The organism is Pseudomonas sp. PS01303 (genome assembly GCF_029959385.1).
Lineage (GTDB): Bacteria > Pseudomonadota > Gammaproteobacteria > Pseudomonadales > Pseudomonadaceae > Aquipseudomonas > Aquipseudomonas rustica.
Genome location: NZ_JASCPK010000004.1, coordinates 43,497 through 56,605 on the forward strand (window position 1 = coordinate 43,497; position 13,109 = coordinate 56,605).

At 61.3% G+C, this 13,109-nt stretch carries 11 protein-coding genes; 4 read left to right on the forward strand and 7 right to left on the reverse strand.

From position 1 onward, the window contains the following. Positions 1-114 precede the first annotated feature (114 nt). The 3 genes from QMX93_RS03190 (at position 115) to QMX93_RS03200 (ending at position 3,148) form a co-directional block, all read left to right on the forward strand. Positions 115-921: a TatD family hydrolase gene (locus QMX93_RS03190; RefSeq protein WP_282352596.1), complete on the forward strand. Its 807-nt coding sequence runs from the start codon at positions 115-117 to the stop codon at positions 919-921. Positions 922-1,096: 175 nt separating this feature from the next. Next, positions 1,097-2,578, forward strand: coding sequence for a methyl-accepting chemotaxis protein (locus QMX93_RS03195; RefSeq protein WP_053122380.1), 1,482 nt, complete (start codon positions 1,097-1,099; stop codon positions 2,576-2,578). 204 nt (positions 2,579-2,782) lie between these two features. Beyond that, the gene (locus QMX93_RS03200) at positions 2,783-3,148 is read left to right on the forward strand and encodes an Mpo1-like protein (protein WP_053122382.1); all 366 of its coding nucleotides are present in this window, start codon (positions 2,783-2,785) and stop codon (positions 3,146-3,148) included. 1 nt (position 3,149) lies between these two features. Here the strand turns inward: QMX93_RS03200 and QMX93_RS03205 are convergent, their stop codons facing one another. From QMX93_RS03205 to QMX93_RS03215, 3 genes are all read right to left on the reverse strand, one after another. Continuing rightward, complete coding sequence (locus QMX93_RS03205) at positions 3,150-3,944, reverse strand: acyl-CoA thioesterase domain-containing protein (RefSeq protein WP_053122383.1); 795 nt, start codon at positions 3,942-3,944, stop codon at positions 3,150-3,152. A gap of 212 nt (positions 3,945-4,156) precedes the next feature. Then, entirely contained in the window at positions 4,157-4,924 is a 768-nt protein-coding gene (locus tag QMX93_RS03210) for a CHAD domain-containing protein (protein ID WP_282352601.1), read from the reverse strand. Between the two features lie 76 nt (positions 4,925-5,000). Continuing rightward, positions 5,001-5,279: a hypothetical protein gene (locus tag QMX93_RS03215; protein WP_053122404.1), complete on the reverse strand. Its 279-nt coding sequence runs from the start codon at positions 5,277-5,279 to the stop codon at positions 5,001-5,003. Positions 5,280-5,496: 217 nt separating this feature from the next. On the opposite strand from QMX93_RS03215, the gene QMX93_RS03220 reads away from it, so the two are divergent. Next, the gene (locus tag QMX93_RS03220; protein ID WP_159811562.1) at positions 5,497-6,537 is read left to right on the forward strand and encodes a patatin-like phospholipase family protein; all 1,041 of its coding nucleotides are present in this window, start codon (positions 5,497-5,499) and stop codon (positions 6,535-6,537) included. Positions 6,538-6,620: 83 nt separating this feature from the next. Here the strand turns inward: QMX93_RS03220 and QMX93_RS03225 are convergent, their stop codons facing one another. The 4 genes from QMX93_RS03225 to kdpB form a co-directional block, all read right to left on the reverse strand. Beyond that, the gene (locus tag QMX93_RS03225; protein ID WP_053122408.1) at positions 6,621-7,316 is read right to left on the reverse strand and encodes a response regulator; all 696 of its coding nucleotides are present in this window, start codon (positions 7,314-7,316) and stop codon (positions 6,621-6,623) included. 48 nt (positions 7,317-7,364) lie between these two features. After that, positions 7,365-10,016 carry a sensor histidine kinase KdpD gene (locus QMX93_RS03230; protein WP_282352609.1) on the reverse strand — a complete coding sequence of 884 codons (2,652 nt, stop codon included), beginning with the start codon at positions 10,014-10,016 and terminating at the stop codon, positions 7,365-7,367. Positions 10,017-10,152: 136 nt separating this feature from the next. Beyond that, positions 10,153-10,698 carry a potassium-transporting ATPase subunit KdpC gene (kdpC, locus tag QMX93_RS03235; protein WP_159811560.1) on the reverse strand — a complete coding sequence of 182 codons (546 nt, stop codon included), beginning with the start codon at positions 10,696-10,698 and terminating at the stop codon, positions 10,153-10,155. 344 nt (positions 10,699-11,042) lie between these two features. Beyond that, positions 11,043-13,100 carry a potassium-transporting ATPase subunit KdpB gene (gene kdpB, locus QMX93_RS03240; protein ID WP_282352618.1) on the reverse strand — a complete coding sequence of 686 codons (2,058 nt, stop codon included), beginning with the start codon at positions 13,098-13,100 and terminating at the stop codon, positions 11,043-11,045. Positions 13,101-13,109: the final 9 nt, after the last annotated feature.

Here is a 13,109-nt window from a genome sequence, read left to right on the forward strand (position 1 = left end):
ATCAGACGGGTCTCGCGGCATCAAAAGACAGCTTTAACTCGTTGTAGTTCTTGGCTTTTCTTATGAATCTACAGCTCTGGTATGCTTTCCGGCCTTCGGCCCGAGGTAGCAACCATGCAACTCATCGATATCGGCGTCAACCTGACCAACCCAAGTTTCGCCGACAAACACCAGGCCGTACTCGACCGCGCCTACGCCGCCGGGGTCTGCCAACTGGTGCTGACCGGCACCAGCGTCGAGGGCAGCGAACAGGCGCTGGAACTGTGTCAGCAACTGGATGAGAACGGTCAACGGCTGTTCGCCACCGCCGGCATTCACCCACACTCGGCCAGCGACTGGAGCGCTGACAGCGCCAGGCGTTTGCGCAGTTTGCTGAAGGAATCGAACGTGGTCGCGGTGGGCGAATGCGGGCTGGATTTCAATCGCGATTTCTCGCCGCGTCCGCAGCAGGAGAAGGTGTTGGAAGAGCATCTGGCGCTGGCCGTTGAGCTGCAGTTGCCGGTGTTTTTGCACGAGCGCGATGCCAGTCAGCGACTACTGGAGATACTGAAAGGCTTCCGCGATCAGTTGCCTGCCGCAGTGGTGCATTGCTTCACCGGTGAGCAAAAAGCGCTGTTCAGTTATCTCGACATGGATCTGCACATCGGCATTACCGGCTGGATCTGCGACGAGCGTCGGGGCACGCATCTGCATCCGCTGGTAAAAGAGATCAAACGCGGAAGGCTGATGCTGGAAAGCGATGCGCCTTATTTGTTACCGCGTACGTTGCGACCGAAACCGAAGAACGGGCGTAATGAGCCGGCGTATCTGACGGAGGTGTTGCGCGAGGTTGCTCTGCATCGCGGGGAAACCGGGGAAGAGCTGGCTGCGCACACCACCGCGTGCGCCCGCGCATTCTTCAATCTCCCAACGTTGGTGTAAGCCGCAAAAGATCGCAGCCTTCGGCAGCTCCTACAGGGTGTACACCTTCCCAATGTAGGAGCTGCCGCAGGCTGCGATCTTTTAATCTTTTGACCCACATCAAATCCAGATCCCTCCGTAGCGGCACAATACTGGCACCTTGCCAATGCTGTTTCCGCTATCAGAGAAAACCTCCATGGGTGCCTGGCTTAGCAATATCTCGCTGAAATACAAATTCTGGGCGGTCAACGCGGTCGCCTTCGTCACCACGTTGTTGTTGGTGTTGTACGCCGTACACCTCGAACAACAGGCGCGCAGTCATGCATCAAAGGCCTCCGCGCAGGCTCAGGCGCAGTTGCTCAAGGCCTGGCCGGTCGGGCAAGCGCTGCCCAAAGCCGATCAAGTGCTGACCTTCAAACGCGGTGAAGCACCGCGCCTCAACGATCAACCGTTATTGGAAATCGCCGACAGCAACGGCTGGATCGAGATCAATCCGATGCCATTGTTCGGCAAAAATCCGTTGATGGGCGCCGAGGTGTTCAGCCGTGCCGACGGTCAACGCGTCGCCGTGATCGCTTATGGCCCGAGCCTGGCGCAGGTATTCGATGAGCGTTTCGCCAACTTCGCCGTGGCCGTATTGATCCTGATGCTGGCCATGCTCGGCGCCTCACAACTATTGATCCGCTTCCTGCTCAGCCAACTCAACACCCTGAAAGACGTGATGCTGCACGTCGAGAAAAGCGGCGACCTCTCGGCCCGCGTGCCATTGGCCTGCACAGATGAAGTCGGGCAGATGGCCAGTGCGTTCAACGCGATGCAGGCGGGTTATCAGCGTGTGGTCACCACTGTCGCCAACACCGCGAGGCAATTGGATGTCGGCGCGGCGCGGCTGGCGGCGAGCATGGACGAAGTGCGTCACGGCATGCTCGGCCAGCAGAGTGAAACCGATCAAGCGGCCACGGCGATCAATGAAATGACCGCCACGGTCTATCACATCGCCCAGCACGCGGGCGCCACCCGCGATTTGTCGCAGACCGCTGACGGTCTGGCCGGCAGTGGTCAGCAAGTGGTGGCGCGGGTGCAGCATTCGATCGCCGGTCTGTCCAGCGGCGTGCAGCAGACGGCCGAAATGATTCAACGCCTGGCTGAAGACAGTCAGAAGATCAACGGTGTGGTCAGCGTGATTCACAGCATCGCCGAGCAGACCAATCTGCTTGCTCTCAATGCTGCCATCGAGGCCGCGCGTGCCGGGGAAATGGGCCGTGGTTTTGCGGTGGTCGCCGATGAAGTGCGCCACCTCGCGAAACGTGTGCAGGCTTCCACTGACGAGATCACCACGATGGTTTCGGCGCTGCAGGCCGGCACGCGCGATGCGGTGGATTTCATGCAGGAGAGTTCGTATAAGGCCGACGATTGTGTGCAGCAGGCGCAGGAAGCTGGCGCGGCGCTGGCCGAGATCACCGGCGCAGTGGCGCAGATGCGCGAGAGCAATACGCAGATTGCCGTGGCTGCTGAGCAGCAGAGTCAGGTTGCCGAGGAGATGAATCGGGCGGTGGTGAGCATTCGCGATGTGACCGAGAACACCGTGCAGCAGACGGTGGATTCGGCGACGACCAGTAATGAGTTGGCGACGTTGGCTGGGGAATTGAGCAAGGCGATTGGGCAGTTGAAACTCTGACGGGCCTTTCGCGAGCAAGCTTTGCTCCTACAGTTGTGCACGGATCTGTAGGAGCAAAGCTTGCTCGCGAAGGCGTCAGATGGGCCGACATCGAATCCGAACATGACGCCTATCACTTCAATAGCCAACCTCGATTCGCCGCCCTCGCCGCCCCGGCCTATTCTTCATCCATGTGTTCAACATGGATCGAGGAGTAGCCACATCATGGGCAAACGACACCCCAACCTTCCCGCATGGCAATGGCGCGCGTACCCGGGCAATCATCAGCACCCGACCAATCTGGTGTTGCACCTGATTGCCGTGCCGCTGTTCATCGTGGCGTTTTTGTTGATCGTCTCTGGCGTGTTCAGCCTGAGCCTGGCCAGTGTCGCCATCGGCGTGATTGGCATCGTGGCGGCGCTGGGATTGCAACGCCACGGGCACCGCTTGGAGGCGCAAGCCTCCGAGCCGTTCAGTGATCGCAAAGACGCGATTTCACGTTTGCTGGTCGAGCAGTTTCTGACTTTTCCACGGTTCTTTCTCAGCGGCGGCTGGTGGCGCGCCTGGCGGGAGCGTCACCGTCGGCATTGAGTCAGGCGAAGATCGTGACAGTCTGCCGACTCATGGCAATCAACTCGCCCTCCGCGCTCCACAGCTTGGCGGCGGCATGCCCGTAGCCGTCGGCGGCGTACTCGGTTTCCACGCGGTACTTGCACCAGTCCAGCGTGCTCAACTCGCGTAACGGCTGAACGAATTCGATGGTCCAGGTCAGCGTGCTGCCCATGGCCGGTTTCTTCAGATGCGGCAACAGCGACGGCGGCCACGCGTCGACCAACGCGAGAATGTGCGCTTCGGTCACTGGCTCTTCTTTTACGTCTCCCCGCAAACGCACCCAACCGCCCATGTCCCGCGAAGAATTACCGGTGAACGGCAAACCGCCGATCGTCCAGCGCATCGCCAGATGACGCATGAATTCCGGCAGCACACCTTTGATGTACGGCAGTTCCTGACATTCGTCCCAGTGCTTCATGTCCGGCGCAGGCTCAGCGGCAATCGCCACTTCCGAAGGACGCGAGGCGCCAAAACTGCCTTGCACCAGCGTGACCACCTGACCGTTCTGCATCGCCCGGCCCAGCACCTGGCTGACGGCTTTGCCTTCACGCAGCACATCCACTTCAAAACTCACCGGGACTTCCGGCTCGACCGGGCCGACGAAGGTGATCGCCAGCGAACGCACTGGTCGATCCGCCGGCACCTTGGCGCGCATGGCTTCGTATTGCAGCGCGGCGACGAGGCCGCCAAAACTGGCGCGGCCCTGAGCCCATTCGGCGGGGATCGACAGTTCCGGCTGGCGGCGCACCGCATCGAGCAGATCACAAAAGCGCATGGCAACCTCAGAAACGAAAATGAATGCAGGGATCTTAACCACAGCCGGAGAGCACCGCAGCGTCTATTCCGGTCAAATGCGCTGACAGATCAGACACCTCCGCCCCTGTAGGAGCAGAGCTTGCTCGCGAAGACGGACTATCAGGCGACATCTTCATCGACTGATACACCGCTTTCGCGAGCAAGCTCTGCTCCTACAAGGGATGTGGGTGTTCAGGATTTGAAGCAGGTGCGGCTGAGTTTTTCGAGCACACGATCGGCCTTGGTCTCGGCTTGGATCAAACCTGCCTGCCAGGTGGCGACACACGGTTGCAGATCGGTTTCCAGTTCGGCTTTCGCCAGCCACTGCCAGCAATCGTGCCAATCGCCCAGAGCCCCTTGCGCAGACTTCAAGCGTGGCAGCGCCGCTTCCGGCAGGCGATCCAGTTCTGGATACGCCTCGATGCCGTAACGCACACGCTTGATCAACAGACGCAGACGATGGCGATCATGCGCCGGATCATGCAGCGCCTGATCGAGATTCTTCCATTGTTTGCCGAGGCGTTTTTCGATGCGTTTAGCCAGACCTTTGAGCAAGCCCTGACGCTGAGACGCACGAATAAACCGTGGAAAAGCGTCGAGAATCATCAGCAGCGAGGCCACCTCGGCACTCGCCGCCAGTGCTGGGTAAGCCTCTGCCATTTGCGCCATGCGCCGCTGCGCCGCTTCGGGTTGATCGTGTTCGAGCAAGTAAGCCGCGAGCACTTCACGATCGCGCCACGGCGTGGTCAATTGACCGACTGCCGAGGCCGCGTCTTCCAGTTGCTCAACCCCGGGCAAGCCACGCAATGGCCGCAACAGACTGCGCAAGCGGCGCACCGTAGTGCGCAGATCATGCAGCGCCTCAGGATCAGTACGCGCCGTCAGCCGCGCCTGGCAACTGAGCAATCGCACTTCAATGCTCAGGATATGAGCCACCAACCGATCAACCAACGCAGACATCACTTGCTCCTTCAGAACGTCTTGGGGAGGAGTCTGGCGCCTCGTCAGCGCAGCATCCTTGCTTCAGGTCAACCGCTTAACGGCCGGCGCGGGATTCGCGAATGTAGAAACGCGCCTTCTCGGCCTTGCTCGCGCAACCTTCGAAACCTTCGAATTGCTGCTGGGTTTTGGCCGCCGTCAGCAACGACAACGCTTTGGAATAACTGACGGTGCCGGCAAAGCCTTCGGCCTTGGCCAGATCCAGCTCATGCCACGCCGTGTCGAGCTGGCTGCCGCAACTGTCGCGGTACGCAGTCTTGCCGGCGCAACCGGCCAATGCCAGGGCGATCAAGGGCACACAGATCCAGGCTTTCATCACTTACACCTCAAAAATAGGTCAACAGTCGTGCAGGTAAGACGGTTCGGCGGCGAAAAAGTGCCTTGTGCGGCCGTGATTCTGCGGTGGCGAAAAGGATAGCCCCGCGCGGCCATGAAGTATCGAAAAAACGACGCGACTGCGCCGCTGAGCGACCTCGGCGATTGAGCCGCTTGCCCGATGGGTGCATTGTGCAACCTTGTCGGGAGGAAGCTGGATGAAAAAGCGTGTCGCGCTGGTACTGGGCTCCGGTGGCGCCCGGGGCTATGCCCATATCGGAGTCATTGAAGAAATCGAAAAACGCGGTTACGAAATCGCCTGCATTGCCGGTTGTTCGATGGGCGCGGTGGTTGGGGGGATTTACGCTGCCGGCAAACTTGATGAGTACCGCAACTGGATCGAAAGCCTCGATTACCTCGACGTGTTGCGCCTGGTCGATGTCAGCTTCCGCCTCGGCGCAATTCGCGGTGAAAAGGTCTTCGGGCAGATCCGCAAAATCGTCGGCGAGATCAACATCGAAGACCTGCGCATCCCCTACACTGCCGTCGCCGCCGACCTCACCAATCAACAGGAAATCTGGTTTCAGGAAGGCTGTCTGCACCAGGCCATGCGCGCTTCGGCGGCAATTCCCAGCCTGTTCACCCCGGTGATGCAAGGCAACCGCATGCTGGTCGATGGCGGCATTCTTAACCCGCTGCCGATCGTGCCGGTGGTGTCCAGCCACTGCGATTTGATCATCGCGGTCAATCTCAACTCGACCAACCAGCGGCATTACAAACTGCCGGTGATCCAGCGTCCGCCGGCGTTTCGTTCGCGTTTCGACAGTTTGATCAGTTCGTTGGGCTCGAAGATGCCGTTTCGCCGCACCCAGGCTGAACAGTTGTTGAAGCTGGAACAGGAAGCGTTGCGTGCGGAAGCGGCGGATATCAATCCGTGGCTGGAAGGCGCCGACCCCGATAATCAGCAACCGGCCGCCGCGCCTGAGCGTGAAGGCGCACCGAAATCGGCGACGGGTTCGTTCATCATCGATAACGTCGGGCCGGCGTCATTGCTGGATCTGATCAACCAGAGTTTCGAGGTGATGCAGACTTCGTTGGCGCAGTACAAGATTGCCGGGTATCCACCGGATATTTTGATCAACGTGCCGAAGCGGGTTTGCCGGTTTTTCGAGTTTTACAAAGCGCCGGAATTGATCGCGCTGGGGCGGGAGATTGCGCGGGATACGATGGATCGGTATGAGAGTGAGCAACAGCAGTAAAGATCAAAAGATCGCAGCCTTCGGCAGCTCCTACATTGCAATGCGTCCTCCTGTAGGAGCTGCCGAAGGCTGCGATCTTTTAGCTATCCCACAAACTCCATAAGCCGATACCCAACCCCCGCCTCCGTCACAATAAACCGTGGCCGCGTCGGATCATCCGCCAGTTTCTGGCGCAAATGCCCCACTACGATCCGCAGATAATGACTGTCCTCGGTGTGCGTCGGCCCCCAGATATCCTTGAGCAATTGCTGCTGGGTGATGACTCGCCCCGGATGCCGCGCCAGTTGCGCCAACACTGCGTATTCCTTACGGGTCAGCGCCACTTCGACGCCGTCGAGCAGCACCCGCCGATAGGCCAGATCCACGGTCAGCGGGCCAAAACTCAACGCCGCTTGTTGCGCCTCCCCCGCCGGCGCCTGACGCAACAACGCCCGCACCCGCGCAAGAAATTCCTGAATGCCGAACGGCTTGGTCACGTAGTCGTTGGCGCCGCCATCCAGTGCCTCGACTTTCTGCCCTTCGCTGGCACGCACCGACAGCACCAGCACTGGTGCCGTGGCCCATTCGCGAAACTCACGGAGCACTTGCTGGCCGTCCATGTCCGGCAGGCCGAGGTCGAGCACCAGCAAGTCCGGTTTGTTCAGCGCCGCTTGCGCCAGGCCCTCGGCGCCGGTGCCAGCCTCGAGCACTTTGTAGCCTTGTGAGGCGAGGCTGATGCGCAGGAATTTGCGGATCTGCGGTTCGTCGTCGATGACCAAAATGGTCGCGGTCTGGCTCATGAATTCACATCAACACAAAAGATGGGCAAGAGAGTAGCGCAGTCGGCATCAGGCTTCATTGTCCATCCCCGGTTGCGCCTGCAACGGCAGGTGCAGAGTTATGCAGGTGCCGCGCCCTTCTATGCCGTCAGCGACGGTGATTCGTCCGCCATGTGCACCGACCATGCCCTGACAGATTGCCAGCCCAAGACCGGTGCCCTGCCCACCGCGATCGCCGCGTGCAGCGGTGTAGAACATATCGAAAATCTTCGCGCGCTCGTCTTCGGGAATTCCCGGGCCTTCGTCACTGACCGAGAAGAAAATCTCGCTGTCATCGGCGCCGGCGCGTAATTGCAGACGACCGTGATTTGGCGAAAAACGTGCGGCGTTTTCCATCACGTTGACCAACGCCTGCTCGATCAGCGCTGCATGCACGAACAGCAACGGCAACTCGGCCGGCACCTCGGTGCTGACCTGCAACGGCGCCAGCACCGCGCGCAGGCGATTGAGCGAACTGCCGACAATATCCGCCGGCGACACCCAGTCCCGCGCCAGCTTCAACGCGCCGTGGCCGAGGCGGGTCATGTCGAGCAGATTCTGGATGTAGCGATCAAGACGCTCGGCTTCGTCGCGCGTGCCTTCGAGCAGCTCGCGACGATCCTCCAACGGGATCGCTTCGCCGAGCGCCAACAGGCTGTCGATGCTACCGCGCATGGCGGTCAACGGCGTGCGCAAATCATGTGAAACCGAGGCCAGTAGCGCACTGCGCAATTGCTCGGTTTCGCCATGCAGGCGTGCGGCTTCGAGATCGTCGGCCAGTTGCGCGCGGGCCAGTGCCTGCGCCAGCGGCTGGCTCAACGCGGTGAGCAGACGGCGGCGCTGGCCGCTCAAGGTCTGGCCTTCTTTGGCGCAGACGCCGAGCAGCGCCAGCGGCCCATCCTCGACCGACAATGGCCACCACCACCAACGCCCGAACGGCAACGTGCCGGTGCCCATGCTCGCCGGTTGATCGTGTTGCCAGGCCCAATCGGCGGCGGCGCGTTCGGATTCAGTGAATTGCAGCGGCCCGCCAGTCTCGACTTTCCAGCCGCCCTGACCGTCGCGATTGAGCAGGCACAGTTGCAGATCGCTCCAGCCGTTGAGGTGTTGCGCGGCGGCGCTGATCACGGCCTGGCGATCGGTGGCGGCGGTGAGTTTGCGCGACAGATCGAGCAGTTCGGTGGTCTCTTCCTGGGTGTCGCGCAACGCCTGCAATTGTCGACGCTGACGCGCCGCAAGGTTGCCGGTGAGCGCCGCCATCAACAGGAAAAACAGCAGGGTCAACACGTCTTCTTCGCGCTGGATGCTGAAGGAAAAATTCGGCGGAATGAACAGAAAATCGTAGGTCAAAAACGACAGCGCTGCACACGCCAGCGCCGGGCCGAGGCTGCTGCGCACTGCAACCAGCAACACCGCCGCGAGGAACACCAGCGAGATGTTCGGCAACGGCAACACACTCGACACCGCCCACGCCAAAGCGCTGGCCAATAGCGTGGCAACCAGCGCCAGCGCATAGTCGAACCACACCAGCGTCAGCGGGTTGCGCTGACGCGGTTGATGCTGTTGGTGATCACTGTCGAGGACGTTGATTTCCAGACCGTGGGCTTGGCGCAGTAAGCGCGCTGCGAGACCGCCACCGAACAGTCGACGACGCAAACGCGGTCGCGACTGACCGACCAGTACCAGACTCGCGCGACGTTCGGCGGCATGCTGAATCAGGGTTTTCGCCACCTCACCGGCGCGCAATAAAACCACTTCACCACCGAGGCGCTCGGCCAACTGCTGAGCGCTTTGTAGACGCAGCCGCGATTGCTCGTCGCGCACGCTGCCGTTGTCGACGTGCACCAGACTCCAAGGCAAATGCCGACGCTGCGCGACACGGCTGGCGTGGCGCACAAGGCGTTCGGCCTGCGCGTCGCCATCGACTCCGACCAACAACCTGCCACGCACCGCCGGCGCGGCTTGACCGAGTTGGCGATAACCTTGCGCAAGATCGTTATCGACTTGCGCGGCGGCGGTTTGCATCGCCAGTTCGCGCAGAGCGGTGAGGTTGGTCTGGGTGAAAAACGCATCGATCGCCGCACGCGCCTGCTCCGGCACGTAGACCTTGCCTTCGCGCAGACGCTCAAGCAATTCGCGCGGCGGCAGGTCGATCAGCAGCAGTTCGTAGGCTTCTTGCAGCACCCAGTCCGGCAGGGTTTCGCGCACCTGCACACCGGTGATGCCGCGCACCTGATCGTTGAGACTTTCGAGGTGCTGGACGTTGACCGTGGTGAACACGTCGATGCCGGCGGCGAGCAGTTCCTGAATGTCTTGCCAGCGTTTGTCGTGGCGACTGCCGGGGGCGTTGCTGTGGGCCAGCTCATCGACCAGCACCAGTTTCGGTTTGGCCGCGAGGATGCCGTCGAGATCCATTTCTTCGAGCATCACGCCACGGTATTCCGAGCGCAACAGCGGTTGCTGCGGCAAGCCGCCAAGGAGCGCTTCGGTTTCGGCGCGGCCATGGGTTTCGACGACGCCGGCGAGGACTTTTACGCCCTGACGGAGTTGCGTGTGCGCGGCCTGAAGCATGGCGTAGGTTTTGCCGACACCGGGGGCGGCGCCGAGGAAAACCTTGAGCCGGCCACGGCCATCGCGGGGCAGGTCTGCTAACAGTGCGTCGGCGCGGCCGGAGTCGCTCATGCTTGATGCTCTCTCTTCCTGATGATCGTTCCCACGCTCTGCGTGGGAATGCAGCCCGGGACGCTCTGCGTCCCACCAAAGCGGACGCGGAGCGTCCATTGATGCATTCCCACGCAGAGCGTGGGAACGATCATCTCTACAGTTTTTCCAGCGCCATGTTCAGCTCCAGCACATTGACCACCGGCGGCCCCACCAGCGGCTGTTCGATGTGCGCATCGAGCAGTTGCTGCACGGTCGCGACCGGCAGGTTGCGCGCTGCCGCGACTCGCGCCAGTTGATAGGCAATTGCCGCCGGTGGCAAGTGCGGATCGAGACCACTGCCGGAGGTGGTCAATAGCGCCAACGGCACCGGGCCCTGGCCTGGCACCTGCAATTTGTTGGCGTCGTCGATCACCCGCGTGGCGAGTGCCGGGTTGCTCGGCGCGAGGTTGCTGGCGCTGCTGGACACGGTGGCGAAAGCGCCGGCGGAAGGACGTGGATGGAACCAGGCGTCGCCGACGAAATCCTGAGCAATCAGGGACGAGCCGCGGACTTTGCCGGTGGCATCGTGGACGAGGCTGCCGTTGGCTTGCTCGGGGAAAGCGACCTGGGCGATGCCAGTGACCACCAGCGGGTAGGCGACGCCGGTGACCAGGGTCATCAGCACCAGCAGGCTGAGGGCGGGACGTATCATTGTGGACATTTCAAAATCCTCGAATTCGTTGGGCAGATTTTTGTGGGGTGTCAGGGGGATCGTTTCCCCCTCACCCCAGCCCTCTCCCCCAAGGGGGCGAGGGGAAAGGGAGCCGATCGCTGTGCTTTTCAAAACCTGAGTTCGACTCGATAGCTCAGGTCGGTGCAGCTCTCAATAACACCCTCAATCAGTCCCCTCTCCCTCCGGGAGAGGGCTAGGGTGAGGGAGCCAATCGCTGTGCTTTTCAAAACCTGAGTTCAGCTCGGTATCTCAGGTCGGTGCAGCTCTCACAAACACCTCGGTCAGTCCCCTCTCCCCCCGGGAGAGGGCTAGGGTGAGGGGCTCTTCCAGCCTCAAACCAAATGCAAGGCCGTGAGCAACATGTCGATAGCCTTGATCCCCACAAACGGCACCAGAATCCCGCCCAATCCATAGATCAACAGATTGCGCCGCAACAACGCCGCCGCACTCGCTGCCTGCAAGCGCACACCGCGCAATGCCAGCGGAATCAGCACAACGATGATCAATGCGTTAAACACAATCGCCGAGAGAATCGCGCTCTGCGGGCTGGTCAACTGCATGATGTTCAGCACCCCCAGTTGCGGATAAATAGAGGCAAACAGCGCTGGCAGAATGGCGAAGTATTTGGCCACGTCGTTGGCGATGGAAAAGGTCGTCAGCGCACCACGGGTCACCAGCAATTCCTTGCCGATCTGCACCACGTCCAAAAGCTTGGTTGGGTCGCTGTCGAGATCGACCATGTTCGCCGCTTCACGCGCCGCTTGTGTGCCGTCGTTCATCGCCATACCAACGTCAGCCTGGGCCAGCGCCGGGGCATCGTTAGCGCCGTCGCCGCACATCGCAACCAGACGACCGTCGTTTTGCTCGTGACGAATACGCGCGAGTTTTTTCTCTGGCGTGGCTTCGGCGAGCACATCATCCACACCTGCTTCAGCAGCAATCGCCGCAGCGGTCAGCGGGTTGTCGCCGGTGACCATCACCGTGCGAATCCCGAGTTTGCGCAGTTCGGCAAAACGCTCACGAATCCCCGGTTTGACCACGTCCTTGAGGTGGATCGCACCGAGCAATTTACCGTCCGCGCAAACCAGCAACGGCGTGCCACCGCTCTGCGCGATCTTGTCGATTTCTCGCGCCAGCGCCGGGGCCAGATCCGCGCGTTTCTGACCGAGGAAACTCAGCAGCGAATCCACCGCGCCTTTGCGATACACACGGCCCTGATAGTCGACGCCGGATAAACGAGTCTCGGCGCTGAACGGCACGCCCGTCAGCGTTTCCGGCGCCGGTTCAGCTTGCGGATGCAGACCGCGCAGGTATTCGACGATCGACTTGCCTTCAGCGGTGTCGTCGGCCAGCGAGGCGAACAGCGCGCCCTCGGCCAACTCACGACCATTCACACCCGGCGCGGCATACACCGCGCTGCAGCGACGGTTACCGAAAGTGATGGTGCCGGTCTTGTCGAGCAGCAGCACGTGCACGTCGCCCGCCGCTTCTACCGCACGGCCAGACTTGGCGATCACATTGAGGCGCACCAGACGATCCATCCCGGCAATACCGATGGCCGACAGCAGACCGCCAATGGTGGTCGGAATCAGTGTGACCAGCAGCGCCACCAGAAACACCAGCGGCAAGCTGCCGTTAGCGAAATGGGCGAACGGTTGCAGCGTCACCACGACCAGCAAGAAGATCAACGTCAGGCCGATCAGCAGAATATCCAGCGCCACTTCGTTCGGGGTTTTCTGGCGTTTGGCGCCTTCGACCAGGGCGATCATGCGATCGAGGGTCGACTCGCCCGGGTTGACGGTGATCTTCACCAGCAACCAGTCGGACACCAGTCGGGTGTTGCCGGTGACAGCCGAACGGTCGCCGCCGGACTCGCGAATCACAGGCGCGGATTCACCGGTGATCGCCGCTTCGTTGACCGCCGCGATGCCTTCGATGACTTCGCCGTCACCGGGGATCATTTCCCCGGCTTCGACGCGCACCACATCGCCCTTGCGCAGACTCGCCGCCGGCACTACCTGAAAGCTGCCATTGGCCTGTTTGCGCCGCGCACTGAGGCCTTCGCTGCCGGCCTTGAGACTGTCGGCGCGGGCCTTGCCGCGACCTTCGGCCAAGGCCTCGGCGAAGTTGGCGAACAGCACCGTGAACCACAGCCACAGAGCGATTTGTGCGGCGACGAAGGTCGGCACGTCGGCATCCGGGAGGAAGCACAGCACGGTGGTGAAAATCGCGGTCAGTTCGACCACCAGCATCACCGGCGAACGCTTCAATTGCCGAGGGTCGAGCTTGACGAAAGCTTGCACCAGCGCCGGCCGCCACAGGGCCGAGATCGCGGTTTTCGCTTGTTCCGGCGCCTTGACGGCAGCGGGTTTGATTGCGGGCATATTCATCATTCAGTC